This is a genomic window from Streptomyces sp. CNQ329 (assembly GCF_000482585.1).
This window is the reverse complement of record NZ_AXVU01000047.1, coordinates 22,912-43,466: the sequence shown is the minus strand read 5'-3', so window position 1 is coordinate 43,466 and position 20,555 is coordinate 22,912. Positions and strand designations below refer to the sequence as shown.

Sequence of the window (20,555 nt, the reverse complement as noted above, 5' to 3'; positions counted from 1 at the left end):
AGCCCGGTGCTGGGCTTGTGCGGGTCGCGGATGTGCCGGTGGGCGAGGGCCGGACTACCGGAGCTGGGCGTGCCCCGATCGCCGATCCGCCCGGTAGACGGGGGTGGCCCGGTGCTGGGCGGGGTGGGTTTCGTGAGGTCTGCTTGGTCGCGGGGCGTGCGTGGGTGGGCAAAAGTCCGGGCCCGTGGGCGATTTGACCTGGTTGGTGGGCCTGTCGCGGTGAGTTTGTGCCGGTAGCTCGCCTTCCGGGCCGACTGGGTGGTGACGTGCGTGGGCTGGGCGGGTTGGTGCGTCTGGCTGGGCGGAGTATGGGCTTCAGGGCGTGGATCGGGCCGGATCGGGGGGTGTTACCCCGGGTTACGGCCAGTTTCTTCCGGTGGGGCGTCCTGCAGGCGGGGCTGGCGTCCTCACCGTCCCCGTACATGAGCCGCACCGGCCCGCGCGAGCCTTGCCGGGAGCGTTCGTGGGTGGCTACCACCCGGCGCCGATCTGCCCTGGCGCGCCCCCGTCCGTGACCGGCCCGGCCCTCGTCCCGCGACCGGCCAGGCCCGGCGCCGGGCCGTCGCCCCCGTCCGCCCGGCGCGCCCGCTCCGGGGCCCGCGAGTGTCGCGTTGACCGTACGCCTGTGCGGTCTTCCAAGGCCGTACGCGATGATGGCCCGGTGACCGACGACCCCTCTTCCGCCTCCCCTCCTCCGACGATCCGTCCCCGCCTCATCGCCACAGACCTCGACGGGACTCTGCTGCGCGACGACAAGACCGTCTCCCCCCGCACGGTCGCCGCGCTGGCCGACGCCGAGGCGGCGGGGCTGGCGGTGGTGTTCGTCACGGGCCGGCCGGCGCGGTGGATGAGCCTGGTCGCCGAGCACGTGCACGGGCACGGGATGGCGATCTGCGCGAACGGCGCCGCGGTCGTCGACCTGCACCGCGGGCTCGAAGTGACCGAGGTCTGGCCGCTGCCGATCGCCGACGCCCTGACGATCGTCGGCGTGCTGCACACCGTCGCGCCGGGTACGGCGTTCGCCGTCGAGTACACGGGCGGCTTCGGGCGCGAGGCGGGGTACCCGCTGCACCGGGGGCCGGGGCCGATAGCGCCGGTGGAGCGGCTGCTGGCGGAGGACGGGGAGCGCGCGGGCGACCCGCTGCTGAAGCTGCTGGCCTACCACCCGGACATCGGGGCCGACGAGTTCCTGCACGCGGCGCGGGCGGGGGCTGCCGCGTACGGGGAGTTCACCCGGTCGACGCCGAGCGCGCTGCTGGAGGTGAGCGGACTCGGCGTGAGCAAGGCGAGCACGCTGGAGCGCTACTGCGGGGCGCGGGGGATCACCGCGGAGGAGGTCGTCGCCTTCGGCGACATGCCGAACGACATCGAGATGATGACCTGGGCGGGCAGGTCGTACGCGATGGCCAACGCCCACCCCGCGGTCCTGGCGGCGACGACCTACCGCACGGCGGCGAACGAGGAGGACGGCGTGGCGCTGGTCATCGAGCAGTTGCTGCACGGCATGTGAGGCCCGGAGCGCCCGCCCCGTCCCCCTCTACGCCCCCGCTCGCTCCCCCTCTACGCCCCCGCCTCGCCGTCCGGCTCCGTCAGCGGGACCTCCCAGATCAGCGACGTCCCCCCGCCGCAGTCCCCCAGCCCCGGCCCGTACGTCGCCCGACCGCCCAGTTCCTCCGCCCGCCGCTCGATGTTCCGCAGCCCGCTCCGCCGCCCGTGCGGCGACAGCCCCCGCCCGTCGTCCGCCACCGTCAGCCGTACCGCGTCGCGACCGTCCGGCAGCTCCGCCGTCGCGTCGATCACCACCCCCACCTGCCCCGCCCCCGCATGCCGCGACGCGTTCGACAGGCCCTCCCGCAGCGCCGCCAGCAGGTGCCGCGCGATCCGCTCGTCCACCCGCTCGTCCACCGCCCCCACGAAGCTCGTCGACGGCTGGAACCCCAGCGGCCCCGCCGCTGTCGCGACCTCCCGCAGCACCAGCGCCCGCAGCCCTGTCGGTGCCTGTTCCGGCTCCTGCTGGAGCGCGTAGATCGTGCCGCGGATCTCCTCGATCGTCAGCTCCAGCGCATCGACCGCCGCGTCGATCCGCTGCCGCACCTCCGGCGCCGGCTCCAGCCGCTTCGCACCCTGCAACTGCATCCCCGTGGCGAACAGCCGCTGGATCACCAGGTCGTGCAGGTCCCGCGCGATCCGGTCGCGGTCCTCGTACACCGCCAGCCGCTCCCGGTCCCGCTGCACCTCCGACAGCATCAGCGCCAGCGCCGCCTGCCCCGCGAACTGCGTCGCCGACTGCTTCTCCGTCTCCCGGTACAGCCGTGCGCCCGGCGCCCGCGGAAGCGAGAGCACGCCGAGTACCCGTTTCCCGCTCCGCAGCGGCAGCATCATGCACGGCCCGAAGCGCTCCGCGCCGTCGCTCACCGCCCGCGGGTCGGCGGCGGCGTCGTCGAGAAACACCTCCTTGCCCGCGAGCAGCGCCTGCACCGTCGGGCTGTACGACGGCAGCACCCGCCCCACGAGGTCGTCCACCCCCTCCCCGGCCACCGCCACGACCTCCAGCCACTCCGGGCCCCGGGCCCCGTCGCCCCTCGCGCCCCGTACCTCCCCGCCACCGGCGTCCCCGCCTGCCGCATCGACCCCCGAACGCGGCAGCAGCACCACCCCCGCCACCGCGTCCGCGAGCCCCCGCGCCTGCTCCGCGATCACCCCCAGCGCATCCCGCGCATCCGCGCTCGACAGCAGCGCGGTCGTCACGGCGTGCGCCCCGTCGATCCACCGCTCCCGCTGCCGCGCCTGCAGGTTCAGCCGCGCGTTGCCGATCGCGATGCCCGCCTCGGTGGCGATGATCCGGACAAGGTGCACGTCGTCGTCCAGGAACCGCCCGCCGCCGCGCTTCTCCGCCAGCACCAGGTCCCCGAAGTACCGCCCGTCCACGTCGATCGGCACCGTCAGCGTCGTCCCCGGCGCGTCCGGGATCGCGTCGAGACGCGCCCGGTCCACCTCGTCCACGCCGTACGACGCGAACTCGTCCAGATCACCGCTCTGCTCGTCGATCACCACGATCGACGCGTACCGCGCCCCCGCCAGCTCCGCCGCCGTCTGCGCGATCACGTCGAGCGTGGGGTGAAGCTGCAGCCCCGTACCGATGGACCGCATGGCGGCGAGCAACTGCGTCACCCGCTCGGCCAGCTCGCCGGAGACCCCCTGCAGTCCGCGGGTGGCGCGGGCGGCGGCGTCCATCGAGTCGGCAGCGGTCATGCCCTGAGGGTAATAAGCGGCTCTTGGCAGGGAAAGTCGGGATTGTCGGCCACCGCGGGTCCGCCGCGGCCGTCCGTCTCCCCGTACGGGTACGGGGACGGGTGCGCCCGCTCGCGTACCAGCGTGCGCCGGAACGGACCGTCCGCCTCCGCCAGCTCCGCGTACGTGCCGCGCTGCACCACCCGGCCCCGTTCCAGCACGACGATCTCGTCCACCGCCTCCAGCCCGGTCAGCCGGTGCGTGATCAGCACGGTCGTCCGGCCCTCGGTGGCGGCGAGGAGGTCGGCGGTCAGGGCGTCGGCGGTGGGCAGGTCGAGGTGCTCGGCGGGTTCGTCGAGTACGAGCACGGGGAAGTCCGCGAGCAGCGCGCGGGCCAGTGCGAGGCGCTGGCGCTGGCCGCCGGAGAGCCGGGCGCCGTGTTCGCCGACCGGGGTGTCGAGACCGCGGGGGAGGGTTTCGACCCAGTCGAGGAGCCGGGCGGCGGCGAGGGCGTCGCGCAGGTCGTCGTCGGTGGCGCCGCCGGGGGTACCGCCCGTGCCGTTCGGGGTACCGCCCGTGCCGTTCCGGCCGGGAGGGAGGGCGAGGCGGAGGTTCTCGCGCAGGGTGCTGTCGAAGATGTGCGCGTCCTGGGCGCAGAGGCCGACGATGCGGCGTACGGCATCGGGGTCGCAGGCGAGAGCGTCAGCGGTGGTCTCCGCCCCTCCGCGGCCCAGTCGGTACGCCCCCGCCGCCGGATCCAGAAACCGCAGCAACACGTGCGCCAACGTCGTCTTCCCCGACCCCGACGCACCCACGACCGCGACCCGCCGCCCCCGCGTCAGCGTCAGATCCACGCCGTCCAGGGCAAGCCCGGCCTGCCCCGGATGGCGCGCCGACACCCCCGTCAGCGTCACCGGGAACGGATCCGCCGGCGGCTGCCCCGTGCTCTCCGCGGTCGGCGGCGGCGCGTCGAGGATCTCGTCGATGCGGGCGGCGCTGTGGCGCACGCGGGCCCGCTGCTGTAGCGCCAGCGGCATCCCGTTCACCGCCTCGAACGCCGCGAGCGTCCCCAGCACCACCACCCCCAGCCACACGCCGCCCAGCCGCCCCTCGTGTACGGCCTGCGCCCCGGCCGCCGCGGCCCCCACCACCGTCAGCCCGCAGATCAGCGCCGACAGTCCGGCGCCCAGCGCGAGCGCGGCGGCGCTGCGGGCGGCGATACGGGTCAGCCGGCGGTCGGCGTCGCGGAGCGCGGCGAGGCGGCGGGGCACGGCGCCGGCGACGGCGAGCTCCGCGGTGCCGGTGAGGACGTCGACGACCTCCGTGGTGAGAGCCGCGCGCGCCGGCGCGAGCCGGGCCTCCGTCCGCCGGGCGGTGGCCACGGCCAGCACCGGCACCCCCACACCCGCCGCCAGCAGCCCGGCCGCGAGCACGGCGCCCGCCTCCGGTAGCAGCACGGTGGCCGTTCCCACGGACGCGGCGCCCACCAGGACGGCGGCGGAGACGGGCAGCAGCCAGCGCAGGTAACGGTCCTGCAGGGTGTCGGTGTCCGCGACGAGCCGGGTGAGCAGGTCGCCGCGGCGGTGCGGGGCGAGCCCGGCGGGGGCGAGTCGTTCGAGCCGGGTGTACACGGCGACGCGGAGGTCCGCGAGGATCCGTAGCACGGCGTCGTGGGAGACGAGGCGCTCGGCGTAGCGGAAGACGGCGCGGCCGATACCGAACGCGCGGGTGGCGGTCACGGCGACCATGAGGTACAGCACGGGCGGCTGCTCGGAGGCGCGGGAGATCAGCCAGCCGGAGACGCCCATGAGCCCGACGGCGGACGCGAGCGCGAGTGCGCCGAGCAGTGCGGCAAGCGCCAGCCGCCCGCGGGCGGTGCTGCTGCGGAGCGTGCTGCCGTGCCGGGACGCGCTGCTGTACCGGGGTGCGCTGCCGTGCCGGGGCGGGTGCTCCGGCGCGTGCGGCCCGCTGCCCGGTGCGTACGCAGCCCCGGCGCCCTCTCCCGGTACGGGCGCGGGCCGCGGCCCTTCCGCCGCGCCCGCCGGCACCGCCGCCTCCGCCGGCGCCTCCGCACCTGCCGGCGTGGTCTGAGCCACCCGCGCGGACGCCACCTCCGCCACGGCCGCGGGCCGGGCCACCTCCGCCGGCGCCGCCTTCGCCGCGGCCCGTACGGCGCGCACGCCCGCGGCCACCGGGTCACGGCTTTCCCCCAGCCGCACCACCCGGTCCGCCACCGCCAGCAGCGCGGGGCGGTGCGCCACGAGCAGCACCGTGCGGCCCCGGGCCAGCCGGGCGATCGCGGCGGTGACGGCTGCCTCGGTGTCGCCGTCGAGGGCGGCGGTCGGCTCGTCCAGGAGGACCACCGGGCGGTCGGCGAGGAACGCCCGTGCCAGCGCGACCCGTTGCCGCTGGCCGGCGGAGAGGCCGGCGCCCCCCTCGCCCAGTTCGGCGGCGGGGTCGAGGTCGCCGGCGGCGGCGTCGCGGAGTGCCTGTGCCACGTCGGCGTCGGTGGCGTCACGGCGGGGGAGGCGGACGTTGTCGGCGATGGTGCCGGCGAAGAGCGCGGGCCGCTGCGGTACCCAGGCGACCTGCGCGTGCCAGCTCGGCAGGTCGAGGGCGGCGAGGTCACGCCCGCCTATGAGCACCCGGCCGGCCGCGGGCCGTACGAGGCCGAGGAGCGCGGCGAGGAGCGTGGACTTGCCGGCGCCGGAGGGCCCGGTCAGCGCCACGGTCTCGCCGGGCCGGAGCGTGAGGGACGTACGCGGAAGGGAGTCCTCGGTCCGGCCTTCGTGCCGTACGACGAGGCCGTCGAGGGCGAGTTCGGCGGCGCGTGCGTCGGGGCAGGCGTTGTCGGTGGGGGCGCCTACCCTTGGGCGGGCGTGCGGGGTTGAGCGGAAGGCGGCGCCGGTTGCGGCGGGTCGTTCACTGCCGGTGGGGCGCTTGTCGTCGGCCGGGCGGTCGCTTGCGGCTGTTTGGTCGCTGCCGGTGGGGCGTTCGTCGTCGGCCGGGCGGTCGCTGCCGGTGGGGCGGTCGCTGTCGGTGGGGCGGCCTACCCTTGGGCGGGTGTGCGGGGTTGACGTGGGCGGGGTCGCGTCGGCCGGCCCCTCCCGGGGCTCTCCCCGTTCCAGGACCGCGAACACCCTGTCCGCCGCCGCCAGACCCTCCGCCGCCGCGTGGTAGTGCGTACCGACCTGGCGCAGCGGCAGGTACGCCTCCGGGGCCAGGATCAGCACCACCAGCCCGGTGTACAGGTCCAGGTCGCCGTGGACGAGCCGCATGCCGATGGTGACCGCGACCAGCGCCACCGAGATCGTCGCCAGCAGTTCCAGTGCGAACGACGACAGAAAGGCGATCCGCAGCGTGCGCATCGTGGCGCGCCGGTAGTCGGCGGTGATGGTGCGGATGTTGTCGGCCTGCGCCTTCGCGCGGCCGAAGACCTTGAGCGTCGGAAGGCCCGAGACCACGTCGAGGAAGTGGGCGGAGAGCTGGGACAGGGTGCGCCACTGGCGGTCGGTGGCCGCCTGGGTGGCCCAGCCGATGAGCATCATGAAGACCGGGATCAGCGGCAGCGTGCCGGCGATGATGGCCGCGGAGACCCAGTCCTCGGTGACGATGCGCGCCAGCACGGCCGCCGGGACGACGACGGCGAGGCCGAGCTGGGGCAGGTAGCGGGCGAAGTAGGCGTCCAGGGCGTCGATGCCGCGGGTGGCGAGTGCGGCGAGTTCGCCGGTACGGAGTTCGCCCCCGGCGGCGCCGTCCGCACCGCGCGCCTCCGGTCCCGTCGCGCCCCGCGTTCCCCCCGGGCCGTCCGCGCCCCGCGCCCCCGGGGCCGCCGTGCCGCGTCCCTCCGGAGCACCGGGACCGTCGAGCCGTACCGCCTGCGTCAGCAGCCGCATCCGCAGCTCCGACTTGACCGCCGCACTCGACCGGTGCGCCGCCAGCTCCGTCAGCCAGCTCACCGCCGCCCGCCCCACGGCGACCGCCGCGAGCAGCAGCAGCGGCGTACGCAGACCGGAGGCAGGCAGGCCGTCCTCGAAGGCGCCGACGATGATCTCCGCCATCAGCACCGCCTGAGCGATGACCAGTCCCGCACCGGCCGCGCCCAGCGCGACCGCGGCGAGCAGGAACCACCGGGTGGCGCGTGCGTACCGGGCCAGACGCGGGTCGACGGGCTTCATGTCACCGGCCCGTTCCGCCGCCGGTGCGCATCCCGTCGGCCCCCGCACCGCCGGTGCCCGTACCCTCGCCGCCCGCACCGCCCGCGGCGGCCACCGCGGGCTCCTCCGGCGCGATGTGCTGCGTACCGATGCGCTTGCGGAACACCCAGTACGTCCAGCCCTGGTACAGCAGCACCACGGGCGTCGCGATCCCCGCGCACCACGTCATGATCTTCAGCGTGTACGGCGTCGACGACGCGTTCTCCGTTGTCAGGCTCCACGCCGGGTTGAGCGACGACGGCATCACGTCCGGGTACATCGCGAGGAACAGTGTCGCCACCGTGGCCACGATCGCCACTCCGGAGTAGAGGAACGACCACCCCTCCCGGCCCGCGCCCACCGCGCCGGTCGCGCAGAGCAGCGCCGCCGCGGCGACGATCAGGGTCACCAGGCTCCGCCCGTCGCCGGTGTCCGCCTGCAGCCACAGCAGGAAGCCGAGCGCCAGCGCCGTCGTCGCCGTACCGAGGGCGGCGGCCAGCCGGCGCGCCCGCATCCGGATGTCGCCGGCGGTCTTGAGCGCCGTGAAGACCGCGCCGTGGAAGGTGAAGAGGAAGAGCGTGACCAGCCCGCCGAGGAGCGCGAAGGGGGTGAGCAGGTCGAAGACGTCGCCGGTGTACTCCTTGTCGGGGCCGATCGGCACTCCCCGCGCGATGTTGGCGAACGCGACACCCCACAGGAACGCGGGCACCAGGGAGGCCCAGAAGATCACGAGTTCCCAGTTGCGCTGCCAGTGCTCCTCGGGGCGCTTGGCCCGGTACTCGAAGGCCACGCCGCGGAGGATGAGGCAGACGAGGATGAGGAGCAGGGGCAGGTAGAAGCCGGAGAAGAGGGTGGCGTACCAGTCGGGGAAGGCGGCGAAGGTGGCGCCGGCGGCGGTGAGCAGCCAGACCTCGTTGCCGTCCCAGACGGGGCCGATGGTGTTGATGAGCACGCGCCGCTCGGTGCGGTCGCGGGCCAGCACCCGGGTGAGGACGCCGACGCCGAAGTCGAAGCCCTCCAGGAAGAAGTAGCCGGTCCACAGGACGGCGATGAGGACGAACCAGAGCGTGTGCAGTTCCACGGCGTGGTCTCCCCCCTCAGTACGAGAAGGCCATGGGCCGGTCGGAGTCGTCGCGGTCGTGGCCGCCGATCTTCGTCGGCGGGTTGAGGTCGGACTCGGTGAGTTCGGGCGGTCCCGCCTTCACGTACTTGATCATCAGCTTGGCCTCGATGACGGCCAGGGCCGCGTACAGCAGCGTGTAGATGCTCAGCGAGGTGATGACCTCGCCCTGCGAGACGCCGGGGGAGACGGCGGAGGAGGTGGGCAGCACGCCGTAGACGACCCAGGGCTGGCGGCCCGTCTCGGTGAAGATCCAGCCCCAGACGTTGGCGATGAGCGGGAAGAGGAGGGTGAGGAAGGCGAGTCGCCAGTACCAGCCGCCGAGGCGGGGGCTGAGTTCGCGGTCCTTGGTGAGGGCGAGTCTGGGGACTTCGTCCTCACCGGTACGGAGCCGGCCGGCGAGCCAGAAACGGCGGCGGGTGAGCCAGAGCCCGAGGACGCCGAGGCCGAGGGAGGACATCCCGAAGCCGATCATCCAGCGGAAGCTCCAGTACGCGACGGGGATGTTGGGCCGGTAGTCGCCGAGGCCGAACGTGTCGTCGAACTTCTCCCTCATCTCCTCGTTGGTGGGGTTGATGCCGGGGACCGACTCGGAGAAGTTGTCGTGGGCGAGGAAGGAGAGCACGCCCGGGACCTCCAGGGTGACCCGGTTGTGGCCCTTGTCGACGTCGCCGATGGCGAAGAGCGAGAAGGGCGCGGGCCCCTCGGTCTCCCACAGGGCCTCGGCCGAGGCCATCTTCATCGGCTGCTGCTCGTACATGATCTTGCCGAGCCGGTCGCCGGAGAACGCGGTCAGCAGCCCGGCGACGACCATGGTCATCAGGCCCAGCCGCAGCGAGCTGCGCATGACGGCGACGTGCCGGCCGCGCATGAGGTGGTACGCGGCTATGCCGACGACGAACGCGCCGCCGGTGAGGAAGGCCGCGGTGAGGGTGTGGGCGAACTGCGCGAGGGCCGTGTTCTGGGTGAGTACGTGCCAGAAGTCGGTCAGCTCGGCGCGGCCGGACTCCTCGTTGATCCGGTAGCCGACCGGGTGCTGCATCCAGGAGTTGGCGGCGAGGATGAAGTAGGCGGAGAGCACGGTGCCGGCCGCGACCATCCAGATGCAGGCGAGGTGGATCTTCTGCGGCAGGCGGTCCCAGCCGAAGATCCACAGGCCGATGAAGGTGGACTCGAAGAAGAAGGCGATCAGGGCTTCGAAAGCGAGGGGAGCGCCGAAGACGTCACCGACGAAGCGGGAGTAGTCCGACCAGTTCATGCCGAACTGGAACTCCTGCAGGATGCCGGTCACCACACCCATGGCGATATTGATCAGGAACAGCTTGCCCCAGAGCTTCGTCGCCCCGAGGTACTTCTCCTTGCCGGTGCGCACCCAGGCCGTCTGCAGGCCGGCGACGAGGGAGGCGAGGGAGATCGTCAGGGGGACGAAGAGGAAGTGGTAGACGGTGGTGATCCCGAACTGCCAGCGCGCCAGGGTCTCCGGGGCGAGTGCCAGATCCACGTGGACTCCTCTCCGCGATCACGGGCGCGGCACTGCGGTGATCCATGCGCCGGTCGGTCCGCGGTAGGGCCGGGGCGGCATGGCATACGGGGGGAAATCCCTATGAACAGCGCCGCTCGTGAATGAGTTCACATTCACAAAGCCCAGTGTGACACAGGGGCTCCCGGGTCATTCAGGGGGGTCCCCTACGTCTCGTTTCGGGGTGTCTGGGGGGTGTGGTGCCGGAACGCCGCGAGGGCGGTGTTCACGAGGGTGAGCAGCGGTTCGGGGGCGGATTGTGCGCCTACGGTGCTCTGTGCCGAGAGCGGTGCTCTCGGCACAGAGCACCGCTCACCCCCCGGTGAGCCATCGGGCCGCCTCCGCCCGCCCTACAGCTCCTTCCGGAACTCCTCCGCCACCGCCAGCAGGATGTCGTTCGCCTCCTGCTCGCCCACCGACGCCCGTACCCCGTCACCCGCGAACGGCCGCACGACCACGCCCGCCGCCTCGCACGCCGCCGCGAAGTCCGTGCTCCGCTCCCCCAGCCGCAGCCAGACGAAGTTCGCGTGCGTCTCCGGCACGGTCCAGCCCTGCGCCAGCAGCCCCTCCCGGACCCGCGTGCGCTCCGCGACCAGCGCCTCCACCCGCTCCAGCAGCGCCGCCTCGCTCCGCAGCGACGCGACCGCCGCCTCCTGGGCGATCTGGCTCACCCCGAACGGCACCGCCGTCTTCCGCAGCGCCGCCGCCACCGGCTCGTGCGCCACCGCGAAGCCGACCCTCAGCCCCGCCAGCCCGTACGCCTTGCTGAAGGTGCGCAGCACGCACACGTTCGGCCGGTCCCGGTAGATCTCCAGGCCGTCCGGGATCCCGCCGTCCACGCCGTCGTCCCGGACGAACTGGCAGTACGCCTCGTCCAGCACCACCAGCACGTCCTGCGGCACCCGGTCGAGGAACCGCTCCAGCTCCCCGCGGCGCACCGCCGTGCCCGTCGGGTTGTTCGGCGTGCAGACGAAGATCAGCCGGGTGGCGTCCGTCACCGCGTCCGCCATCGCGTCCAGGTCGTGCCGCTCCTCCGCCGTGAGCGGAACCTGCACCGACCGCGCCCCCGAGATCTGCGTGATGATCGGGTACGCCTCGAAGGACCGCCACGCGTAGATCACCTCGTCGCCAGGCCCGGCCGTCGCCTGCAGCAACTGCTGCGCCACGCCCACCGACCCGGTGCCCGTGGCGAGGTGCTCGGGCGGGACGCCGAAGCGTTCGGCGATCGCGGCGGTCAGCGCCGTGCAGGCCATGTCGGGGTAGCGGTTGAGGCTCCCGGCCGCCGCGACCGCCGCGTCCAGCACGCCGGGAAGCGGCGGGTAGGGATTCTCGTTCGAGGAGAGCTTGTACGCCGGCGACCCGGCCGCCCCCGCCGCCGGCTTGCCCGGCTTGTACGTCGGGATGCCCGCCAGCGCGGCCCGCAGCCGGGGAGCCGCACCGGCCGCACCGCCCGCGGGAGCCGCCGCGGCCCCCGGAGTTCCGGCGTCGTCAGCAGCCCTGGGAGTCTTGTCGTTCGTCACCGCGGTCCTCCTCGACCCAGCCCGTACCCTGCCGTTACGCGCCACACCTGCCGCCCCCGCCCTGTCCCGGAAGCGCGGCCGCAGCCCCGGGGGGCGCATCCACCCTGTCGCGCACGGGTGGCGGACGCCATGGCGCGCATCACCCGTGAAGGTGACTGAGACCTCTTCGAGACCTTCGCACCATGGCAGGTATCACCCAGCTTGCGCCATCGACTGGGGGTCGACAATGGTGCGACCACTTGGCGTTCCATGGTCGTTTGACCGATCCGCTCCCGCAGAATCGTGCCTGTCAGTTACGGTTCGGATTCTCCCGCAATCGAGCCATCCGAGCCCTACTATCAGCTCGCGATGACAAGCCTTGCCCGACTACTGCGGCTTGCCCGGGGGACTACGTACGTGCTGGAAGAAAGAGGGCGCATGACCGGCTCGATCCAACCGCAAGTGAGCCGGCCGCCCAGCCGCAAGCTGGCGCGGGCGGGCATCCGTGATGTCGCCGCCGCCGCGGGCGTGTCGATCACCACCGTCTCCGACGCGCTGAACGGGAAGGGCCGGCTGCCCGAGGCGACCCGCCGCCACGTCCGCGAGGTCGCCGACCGCCTCGGCTACCGGCCCTCGGCCGCCGCCCGCGCGCTGCGCACGGGCAGGTCGGGGCTCATCGGCTTAACGGTGACGACGTACGGGGAAGAACCGTTCACTTTTACTGAGTTCGCGTACTTCGCCGAGATGGCCCGCGCCGCGACCTCGGCGGCCCTCGCCCGCGGCTACGCGCTGGTGATCCTCCCCGCGACCTCGCGGCACGACGTGTGGTCCAACGTGGCCCTCGACGGCACGGTGGTCATCGACCCGGCCGAGGGCGACCCCGTGGTCAGCGAAATCGTCCGGCAGGGCATCCCCGTCGTCAGCGACGGCCGCCCCGGCGGCTCCCTGCCCGTCACGGCCTGGGTCGACAACGACCACCAGGCCGCCGTCCTCGACCTGCTCGACCACCTCGCCGAGGCCGGCGCCCGCCGCATCGGGCTGCTCACCGGCACCAGCACGGACACCTACACCCGGCTGTCCACCACCGCATACCTCACCTGGTGCGAGCGCGTCGGGCAGGACCCGGTCTACGAGTCCTACCCCGCCCACGACCCGCGCGCCGGCGCCGTCGCCGCCGACCGTCTGCTCGCCCGCCCCGACCGCCCGGACGCCGTCTACGGCCTCTTCGACCCCAACGGCACCGACCTCCTCGCCGCCACCCGCCGCTACGGCCTGCGGGTGCCCGACGACCTGATGCTCGTCTGCTGCAGCGAGTCCCCGGGCTACGCCTCCACCGACCCGCCCATCACCACGCTGTCGCTCAAGCCGCGCCGCATCGGCACGGCCGTCGTGCAACTGCTGATCGACGCCATCGAGGGAGTCGATGCGGGCCGGCCCATCGAGCAGGTCATACCGACGGATCTGATCGTGCGGGCGTCCTCGCAGCGCCGCTCGCCGCGTACGGTCGTCAGCGCCCCGCGCCGCCCGGCGTAGCGGCGGCGAGCGCCCCGGCCTTACGGACGGTCATTACGGAACGGACCGGGCAACGGCCGTACGCGTACGCTCTGCGCGACGGCCGTACCCGAAGGCCCCACACGGCGGCCGTGCGAACCGGGCCCGCGCCCGGGGCCGTACGGCCACCCGCGCCCGGCCGTGCGCCCGCCGCGCCCTGCGGCGCGGCACACGGACCCGCGCCGTGTGACACCTCATGACCGCTTGCGGCGCCGACCCGCCGTCCCCGCGGCGGTTCTGCGCCGTTTGCCCGGTTCGGGTGGGTCGGCGGGCGCCGTCTTCCGCAGCCGGAGCCAATTGGCGGCCCCTGGTACCGCACAAGCTGCGACGGGCATTTCTATGATGGGCGCACGCACACCGCGGATCTCCTCCACCTGCACGGGGGAGCGGCACCTGGTCCCATGGCGGCCCGGTCGTGTCCCGGTGGCAGAACGGCTAGGCGGTGGAGGGGTTCGATGCAACAGGGGGCCGGTCAGACGCCGGGGCTGCGGACCACGGCTGGGGTGCCCGCAGGGGCGGCGCCCCCCGTCCCCGCGGCACCTGCCGCCGGCGACGCCTACGGGCACGCCGACGACGGGTACACCCCGACCCAGGCCGACTTGCCGGTGATCAGGCCCGGGGAGAACGGCGGCTACGGCCCGCTGTACGTCGTCGGCGACGTCCACGGCTATCTCGACGAGCTGCGCGCCGCCCTGCGCGCCCAGGGCCTCATCGACGAGGCCGACCGCTGGATCGCCGGGAACACCCGGGTGTGGTTCCTCGGGGACTTCACCGACCGCGGCCCCGACGGCATCGGCGTCATCGACCTCGTCATGCGGCTGTCGGCCGAGGCCGCCGCCGCCGGCGGCTACTGCAAGGCGCTCATGGGAAACCACGAGCTGCTGCTGCTCGGCGCCAAGCGCTTCGGCGACACGCCGGTCAACTCCGGTGCCGGCACCGCCTCCTTCCAGGCCGCCTGGCTGCTCAACGGCGGGCAGCGCACCGACATGGAGCGGCTGGAGGACGTCCACCTGCAGTGGATGGCGCGGCTCGACGCCATCCACGAGGAGGACGACCACCTCCTGGTGCACTCCGACACCACCGCGTACCTCGACTACGGCGACTCCATCGAGGGCGTCAACGACACCGTCCACGACATCCTCGCCCGCTCGGACGCGGACGAGGTGTGGGATCTCTTCCGCAAGTTCACCAAGCGCTTCGCCTTCCGTGACGAGGAGACGGGCCCTTCGGCGGTGCGGGAGCTGCTGGGCCGGTACGGTGGCGAGCGGCTGGTGCACGGGCACAGCCCGATCCCGTATCTGCTCGGGGAGGTGCCCAGTGAGGACACCGACGGCGAGGAGCGGGGCGCCGCGGTGCAGGGCCCGCACATCTACGCGGACGACCTGGCCATCGCCATGGACGGAGGCGTCACCATGGCCGGAAAACTGCTTGTCGTGCGACTTCCGCTCATCGGGCGGTAGCGCGCGTCCGCCGGGCGTGCTCTAATACGGAACCTCCTTTTCTGAAAAGACACTTATCCGCCATACGCGAAGCGCTCTACCATCGGTAATAGGCTCTGCCGCCCAGGGCCTAGCGCCGCAGGCACGCTCCGTCCCGTTTGCCTTGTTGCCTGCCCATCCGGGGGAGCACAAGCACATGACCAGTGCGTCGCATCTGCTGACGGAGGACCGCCCGGACTTCGAGCGGCTCCTCGATACCGCGCTGCACAGTGCCGAGTTCACCGTCGGTGCCGGCCGCGGGCGCCCGCTCGATCCCGAGCAGCTCCGTGCCCGCGCTCTCGGTGCGTCGGCGGAGATTTCCGCGAGCGCGTCCGCCGAATACACGCGTTATGTCGAGTTGCGTGCGGAGTTGCGCCGGCCCTCGGCGAGCGGCGGAACACTGGGCGGAGAGGGCATCCGCCTGAGCGGTGCGCGGGCCGGCGGCCAGGGCGGCGACTCCAGCGCGGGAGTGGCCGCGGCGGCGGCGGTGCTGGTGCCGGTGCTCGCCGGCACGGCGGCGGTGATCTTCCTTCTCGTCGGCTATCTGCTGCACTTGATGGACCCCGAGCCCTCCGTGGCGTCCTCGATGCGCCAGGCGGGCTGGATCTTCGCGATGCTCGCGGTCGCCGCCATCGTCATCTCGATGGCCGCGCTGCTGCTGACGGCCGTGCGCAACGGCTCGACGTCCATCAGGGCGGCGGCCAGCCGGGATCTGAGCGAGCAGGTCGACCGCGCCCGCGAGGAGTGGCGCGCGGCGCTGCTCGAACGCGGCATCCGGCCCTTCATCGAGCAGGCGCTCGCCGGCGGCGCCGGGCCCGGCGGGGCGGACGGCGGCCCCGAGACCGGCGGTCCCGACGGCGGCGGCGCCGGGGGCGGCGGTGCGTACCCCGCGGTGCGTACCGATCCCACCGTCACCCGCACACCGCGCCTGGGTTACTCGCGCCCGGCGTTCTCCAGCCCCGACGACGGCCAGCCGGCGGACGGACCGAGCTATTCGAGCCCCGACTTCACCAGCCCCGACTACGGCGGCCCGGAGCACGATCCGGACTGACCTCCGCGGCGGTGCGGCGTGAAGTAATCGTTTGTCCGCGGGCCTGCCCGCCCCTTAGCCTCACGGCCATGTCCCGGCTGCACATCTTCGACATGGACGGCACCCTGCTGCACGGCTCCTCCGCCAACATCGAGCTGGCGCGGCAACTGGGCCTGGTCGCGCAGTTCCGCGCGCTGGACGCGGCGTTCGGCTCCGGTGAGATCGACACGTACGACTACGCCGTGCACGCGCACGGCATGTGGAGCAGCCTCACGCCCGAGATCCTGGCGCGCGCGTTCGCGGGCGCGCCGTGGCTCGCCGGGATCCGCGAGGTGTGGGCGGACATCACCGAGCGCGGGGAGCACTGCGCGGTCATCTCCCTGGCACCCGGGTTCTTCGTCGAACGGCTCCTGGAGTGGGGGGTGCACGCGGCGCACGGGTCGCGCTTCCCGGCGCTGCCGTTCCGCGAGCCGGTGGACATGGCGGGCATCCTGGGGCCGCCGGACAAGGTGCGGATAGCGGATCTGCTCTGCGCGGAGTACGGGCTGACGCGGGCGGACTGCGTGGCGTACGGGGACTCCATGTCGGACACCGACCTGTTCGCGGTGGTGCCGCGCTCGGTCGCCGTGAACGCCGATCACCATGTGAGCGGGCTCGCCTCGCACGCGTACAGCGGCCGGGACCTGCGGGAGGCGTACGCGCTCACGCGCACCGGCGGGTGACGCGCCGCTAGCCGAAGTCGTCTGCGAGGACGGCGAGGACGCCCTCGATGTTCGTGCGCAGGTAGGCGCGCAGGCTGGGCGGGACGACGTCGACGGAGTCGACGCCCTCGCGGGTGAAGGGGATGCGGACGGCCTCGTACTCGCCGCGCGGCTCGTCGACTTCGGGGCCGTGGCGACGGGTCAGGTCCATGGACGCCAGCCGGCAGGCGAAGAAGTGCTGGACCTTCACGCCGCGTTCGCCCTCCGCAACGGTGTCGACGAAGACGGGGACGACGCCGGTGACGCGGGCGCCCAGCTCCTCGTCGACCTCGCGGTGCAGGGCGGCGACGACGGAGGCGTCGGCGGGCTCGACACCGCCGCCGGGGGTGATCCAGTACGGTGCGCGGCCCGGTTTGGTGCGCTTGATGAGTAGCATCTCGTCGCCGTCGAGGAGGACGGCGCGGGCGGTGCGCTTGACCACGGGCCGGTGGGACACGGTCATGGGATGTATGTGGCACGCGGGGCGGCGGTCGAAACCCGCTGCCGCCGCGGGAGACCGGCGGGCGGGCGCGTACGCGCGGACACCGGTGTCCCGCCGCGCCGGGCGCGCACGGGCGCGGGGCGCGACGGGACGGGCGGGAGCCGGACGCCGGGGGCGGGGGCGCCTGGGCGGTCAGCGCTGCTTGTCGCCGCGGTGGGGCTCGTCCCTGCCGTGGACGCGGTGCGTCGTGCCGCTCTCGTCGCCGCCCGGCCTGCTCTCGTGGGCCGTGCCGCCGGTGATGTCGCTGTGGGTGGTACGCCCGGACCGGTCGCCGGTGCCGGGCGCGGGGGACGTACGGGTGGCCGTGCCGCCGGGCGGGCCGGACTCGCCGCCCTTCATGCCGGAGGAACCCGACGTGCCGGAGGTGTCACCGGACGTGTGGCGCTTGCCGAAGGGCATGTGGTGCTTGCTGCGGGACTGGCCGGACATGTCCTCGCCGGAGATGCGCATGCTGCCGGTTTCCTTGCCCTCCCCGTGCCCCGTGCCCGTGCCCGTGCCGTACGCGCGGCGCGTGCCCGTCGTCTGGGCGGTGCGGTCGGAGGCACCGCCGCGGGGGCTGCTCTCGCCGGACTTCTTCGCCAGACCGGCGAGGCCGAGCAGGCCGGCCAGGCCCAGCAGACCCCAGTTGCTGGCGTTGTCGCCCTTCGGGCCGCGCGGGCCCTGCTTTTGCTGGACCGTGGTCCCAGGGCTGTCCGCCGGGGTGGCCGGCTCCGCGTGCGCGCCGGTCAGGGGGGCCAGGGCGACGATCCCGGCCACGCCCAGTGCTGCGGCGATCTTACGCATGGTGTGATCTCCCTTGAGAGCGGTGCCGACGGGCGTCTCGGACGCGGCTCTCGACCGCGTGCCCGCGGCTCCCCCACACACCATGAACACACGCATTGCTGATTTACGCGAGTTTTATCCTTTTTGCACGTCTTTTCCGGTGTCGGCGGCGCGCGCGTACGCCAGCGCCTCCCGCAGGTCCGCGACCAGGTCCGCGGTGTCCTCGACGCCGGCGGAGAACCTGATGAAGCCCTCCGGCACCGCGTCCCCGCCCCACCGTCCGCGCCGCTCCGCGGACGAGCGCACACCGCCGAAGCTCGTCGCCTCGTCGACCAGCCGCGCCGCGCCCAGGAACCGCTCCGCCGCAGCCCGGTCCGGCAGCGTGAACGCCACCACGCACCCGTACCGCCCGGCGCGCATCTGGCGTGCGGCGAGCGCGTGCGCGGGATCGGACGGCAGGCCGGGATGGCGCACGTCCGTCACGCCGGGCGCCGCGCGCAGCGCCTCGGCGACGGCGAGGGCGTTCGCCGCCTGGCGCGCGGTACGCAGCTCCAGGGTCGCGAGCGAACGGTGCGCGAGCCACGCCTCCATCGGCCCGGGGACCGCGCCCGCGGTCTTCCGCCAGGCACGCAGCCGGCGGGCGAGCGCGGGGTCACGGGTGACGGCGTAGCCCAGAAGGACGTCGCCGTGGCCGGTCAGCGCCTTGGTGCCGCTGGCGACGGACAGATCGGCGCCGAGCTCCAGGGGGCGCTGGCCGAGGGGGGTGGGCAGGGTGTTGTCGACGGCGACGAGCGCGCCCGCGGCGTGAGCGGCTTCGGCCAGGCGGCGGACGTCGCAGACGTCGAGGCCGGGGTTGGAGGGGGTCTCCAGCCACAGCAGCCGTGCGCCGTCGAGGAGCCCCGCCTGCGCGTCGCCGGCGGTGGGGGCGGTGCGCACCTCGCTGCCGTGCTCTTCGAGGAGGGTGCGCAGGCCGCCGGGGACGAGGTTGTAGCCGTCGGAGGGGAGGACGACGTGGCCGCGCGGTGCGCCGTCCCGCGGGGCGGGGACGGCCATGAGGACGGCGGTGATCGCGGCCATGCCGGAAGCGAAGGCCACGGCCTCGGCGGGGACGCCGGGCGACTCCAGCTCGGCGAGCGCGGCTTCGAGGCGGGTCCAGGTGGGATTGGCGTCGCGGCCGTAGTCGTAGGGGGCACCGGTGACGTCGCCGGGGAGGTGGTAGTGCGCGGCGAAGACGGGCCCGGGGAGGGCGGGCTCGTACGGCTCGGGGGCGGGGAGGCCGGCGCGTACGACACGGGTGGCGTCGGCGTGCGCTGCGCCGGTGCGGGGGGCGCCGTCGTGCGCTGCGGTGCGCGGGGCGTCGCCGGAGGTCATCGGCCGGCTCCTTTCAGGGCCGCCCGCGCCGCGGCGCCGCACTGTGCGCCGTAGCCGGCGCCGAAGAGCGCGGCGTGCACGAGCAGGTGGTGGAGTTGGTACAGCGGCACCCGGCCACGCCGGCCGGGCAGCGGGCGTACCTCCTCGTACGCGCCGAGCAGCCGCCCGAGCTGCGGGCAGCCGAAGAGTTCCAGAAACGCGAGGTCCATCTCGGGGTGACCGCCCTGCGCGGCGGGGTCGATGAGGTACGCGCGGTCGCCCGCGGCCCACTGCACGTTGCCCGACCACAGGTCGCCGTGGATGACGGCGGGCGGCTGCGGCGGCCCTGTGACCTCGCCGATCACCTCGCAGACGCGCTCGACGGCGCGGGCGTCGGCGGGCGTGAGGGCGCCGTTGTCAGTGGCGAGGCGTAGAAAGGGAAGCAGCCGGTATCCGGCGTAGAAGCCGGGCCAGTCATCGGGGGAGGCAGGCGCATGTCCGAGGTGCTCAGGGGGTGGTTCCGCAGCCGGATCCGGGGTGCCGGGAGCGCCCGGGGACGGCAGCGGGAGCGAGCCGATGTAGGCGGGCCATGCGGTGCCGTAGGCGTCGGCGGGGGTGCCGTGCAGGGCGGCGAGGTCGCGGCCGAGCCGCTCGGCCTGCGCCGGGGTCGCGGGGCCGGGTTCGATCCACTCCAGCAGGATCATCCCGGGCTCCTCGCCGAGCACGGCCGGGACGGGGACCGTGCCGGTCTCCGCGAGCAGGCGCAGGCCGTGCGCTTCCGCGGCGAAGAATCCGGCGGGGGCGCCCGCCCTGGTCTTGGCGAAGACGCGGCGGCCGTCGGCGAGTTCGAGGCGGTGCGCGGCGGAGATGTCCCCGCCGCCGACGCCCGCGCGGGCGCGTACGGGGCTGCCGGCGAGCGCGGCGGCGCGGGCCTCGACGCCCCCGGGGGCGGCGGTCCCGCCGGAGGGGGCGGGCTCGTCCGGTGGCGGGCCGGCTGCCGGGGTGCTCACGGGCGGGCGGTGAGTTCGTCGCGTACGGCCTGCAGCAGGCCCTCGGCGGCGGTCTCGATCAGGTCGAGGGCTTCTTCGAAGCCCCGGGTGCCGCCGTAGTACGGGTCCTCGACGTCGGTCAGGTCGAGGTCGGGCGCGAAGGAGAGCATCAGCCGCACCTTCTCGGCGTCGGCGGGCGTTGGCGCGATCTTGAGTAGGCGGCGGACGTGCCCGCCGTCCAGGCCGAGGACGAGATCGCGTTCGGCGAACCAGTCCGGCGTGAACTGCCGGGCGGTGTGCGCCAGCTCGTAGCCGTGCTCGGTGAGCACGGCCGCGGCGCGCGGGTCGGCCGCCTCGCCGACGTGCCAGCCGTCGGTGCCGGCGCTGTCCACCTCGATCTCGCCGTCGAGCCCCGCCTCCGCGACGCGGGCGCGGAAGACGGCCTCGGCCATCGGCGAGCGGCAGATGTTGCCGGTGCAGACGAAGCAGACGCGGAAAGGCGCGGTGAGGGGGCGTTCGCTCGTTCGCATGCGCTCCATCCTGCCTCAGCCGGAGCGGGGGTGCCCGGTGCCGGTGGCTGGTTCCCGA

15 protein-coding genes are annotated in these 20,555 nt (G+C 74.0%); 5 read left to right on the top strand and 10 right to left on the bottom strand.

The genetic code is table 11. The features are described 5' to 3' along the window. The first annotated feature begins 661 nt into the window (after window positions 1–661). The gene (locus I003_RS0125185) at window positions 662–1,510 is read left to right on the top strand and encodes an HAD hydrolase family protein (protein WP_027774049.1); all 849 of its coding nucleotides are present in this window, start codon (window positions 662–664) and stop codon (window positions 1,508–1,510) included. Between the two features lie 50 nt (window positions 1,511–1,560). Here I003_RS0125185 and I003_RS0125180 read toward each other — a convergent pair whose 3' ends face one another. From I003_RS0125180 to hisC, 5 genes are all read right to left on the bottom strand, one after another. Continuing rightward, the gene (locus tag I003_RS0125180; protein ID WP_078564347.1) at window positions 1,561–3,252 is read right to left on the bottom strand and encodes a GAF domain-containing protein; all 1,692 of its coding nucleotides are present in this window, start codon (window positions 3,250–3,252) and stop codon (window positions 1,561–1,563) included. Beyond that, the gene (gene cydC, locus I003_RS0125175) at window positions 3,249–7,409 is read right to left on the bottom strand and encodes a thiol reductant ABC exporter subunit CydC (protein WP_027774047.1); all 4,161 of its coding nucleotides are present in this window, start codon (window positions 7,407–7,409) and stop codon (window positions 3,249–3,251) included. The genes I003_RS0125180 and cydC overlap by 4 nt, the downstream gene beginning before the upstream one ends. Before the next feature lies 1 nt (window position 7,410). After that, window positions 7,411–8,508: a cytochrome d ubiquinol oxidase subunit II gene (gene cydB / locus I003_RS0125170; protein ID WP_027774046.1), complete on the bottom strand. Its 1,098-nt coding sequence runs from the start codon at window positions 8,506–8,508 to the stop codon at window positions 7,411–7,413. Window positions 8,509–8,524: 16 nt separating this feature from the next. Then, entirely contained in the window at window positions 8,525–10,048 is a 1,524-nt protein-coding gene (locus tag I003_RS0125165) for a cytochrome ubiquinol oxidase subunit I (protein WP_027774045.1), read from the bottom strand. A gap of 368 nt (window positions 10,049–10,416) precedes the next feature. Beyond that, window positions 10,417–11,490, bottom strand: a complete 1,074-nt coding sequence (gene hisC, locus I003_RS0125160; protein ID WP_027774044.1) for a histidinol-phosphate transaminase — start codon at window positions 11,488–11,490, stop codon at window positions 10,417–10,419. Window positions 11,491–12,003: 513 nt separating this feature from the next. Here hisC and I003_RS0125155 point away from each other — a divergent pair. The 4 genes from I003_RS0125155 (at window position 12,004) to I003_RS0125140 (ending at window position 16,346) form a co-directional block, all read left to right on the top strand. Beyond that, window positions 12,004–13,098, top strand: a complete 1,095-nt coding sequence (locus tag I003_RS0125155) for a LacI family DNA-binding transcriptional regulator (RefSeq protein WP_027774043.1) — start codon at window positions 12,004–12,006, stop codon at window positions 13,096–13,098. A 521-nt stretch (window positions 13,099–13,619) separates the two neighbouring features. Continuing rightward, the gene (locus I003_RS0125150; RefSeq protein ID WP_027774042.1) at window positions 13,620–14,576 is read left to right on the top strand and encodes a metallophosphoesterase; all 957 of its coding nucleotides are present in this window, start codon (window positions 13,620–13,622) and stop codon (window positions 14,574–14,576) included. Between the two features lie 175 nt (window positions 14,577–14,751). Beyond that, the gene (locus I003_RS0125145; protein ID WP_027774041.1) at window positions 14,752–15,645 is read left to right on the top strand and encodes a hypothetical protein; all 894 of its coding nucleotides are present in this window, start codon (window positions 14,752–14,754) and stop codon (window positions 15,643–15,645) included. A 68-nt stretch (window positions 15,646–15,713) separates the two neighbouring features. Then, complete coding sequence (locus tag I003_RS0125140; protein WP_027774040.1) at window positions 15,714–16,346, top strand: HAD-IB family phosphatase; 633 nt, start codon at window positions 15,714–15,716, stop codon at window positions 16,344–16,346. Between the two features lie 7 nt (window positions 16,347–16,353). Here the strand turns inward: I003_RS0125140 and I003_RS0125135 are convergent, their stop codons facing one another. From I003_RS0125135 to I003_RS0125115, 5 genes are all read right to left on the bottom strand, one after another. Next, window positions 16,354–16,827, bottom strand: a complete 474-nt coding sequence (locus tag I003_RS0125135; protein ID WP_027774039.1) for an NUDIX hydrolase — start codon at window positions 16,825–16,827, stop codon at window positions 16,354–16,356. A 171-nt stretch (window positions 16,828–16,998) separates the two neighbouring features. Next, window positions 16,999–17,649 (bottom strand): WGxxGxxG family protein, encoded by a 651-nt coding sequence (locus I003_RS0125130; protein WP_027774038.1) that lies wholly within the window; start codon window positions 17,647–17,649, stop codon window positions 16,999–17,001. 114 nt (window positions 17,650–17,763) lie between these two features. Next, window positions 17,764–18,999, bottom strand: a complete 1,236-nt coding sequence (locus I003_RS33165) for a cystathionine gamma-lyase (protein ID WP_051368463.1) — start codon at window positions 18,997–18,999, stop codon at window positions 17,764–17,766. Continuing rightward, window positions 18,996–19,988, bottom strand: a complete 993-nt coding sequence (locus I003_RS0125120; RefSeq protein ID WP_027774037.1) for a fructosamine kinase family protein — start codon at window positions 19,986–19,988, stop codon at window positions 18,996–18,998. The genes I003_RS33165 and I003_RS0125120 overlap by 4 nt, the downstream gene beginning before the upstream one ends. After that, a complete protein-coding gene (locus tag I003_RS0125115) occupies window positions 19,985–20,506 on the bottom strand; it encodes a low molecular weight protein-tyrosine-phosphatase (RefSeq protein WP_051368461.1) in 522 nt (173 codons plus the stop codon). Before I003_RS0125115 ends, I003_RS0125120 begins: the two co-directional genes overlap by 4 nt. Window positions 20,507–20,555: the final 49 nt, after the last annotated feature.

Excerpts from the sequence above, each read along its gene's own strand:
- I003_RS0125155 (WP_027774043.1), top strand. The coding sequence starts at position 12,004 with ATGACCGGCTCGATCCAACCGCAAGTGAGCCGGCCGCCCAGCCGCAAG.
- I003_RS33165 (WP_051368463.1), bottom strand. The coding sequence starts at position 18,999 with ATGACCTCCGGCGACGCCCCGCGCACCGCAGCGCACGACGGCGCCCCC.
- cydC (WP_027774047.1), bottom strand. The coding sequence starts at position 7,409 with ATGAAGCCCGTCGACCCGCGTCTGGCCCGGTACGCACGCGCCACCCGG.
- I003_RS0125130 (WP_027774038.1), bottom strand. The coding sequence starts at position 17,649 with ATGCGTAAGATCGCCGCAGCACTGGGCGTGGCCGGGATCGTCGCCCTG.
- I003_RS0125180 (WP_078564347.1), bottom strand. The coding sequence starts at position 3,252 with ATGACCGCTGCCGACTCGATGGACGCCGCCGCCCGCGCCACCCGCGGA.
- I003_RS0125145 (WP_027774041.1), top strand. The coding sequence starts at position 14,752 with ATGACCAGTGCGTCGCATCTGCTGACGGAGGACCGCCCGGACTTCGAG.
- I003_RS0125135 (WP_027774039.1), bottom strand. The coding sequence starts at position 16,827 with ATGACCGTGTCCCACCGGCCCGTGGTCAAGCGCACCGCCCGCGCCGTC.
- I003_RS0125115 (WP_051368461.1), bottom strand. The coding sequence starts at position 20,506 with ATGGAGCGCATGCGAACGAGCGAACGCCCCCTCACCGCGCCTTTCCGC.
- I003_RS0125140 (WP_027774040.1), top strand. The coding sequence starts at position 15,714 with ATGTCCCGGCTGCACATCTTCGACATGGACGGCACCCTGCTGCACGGC.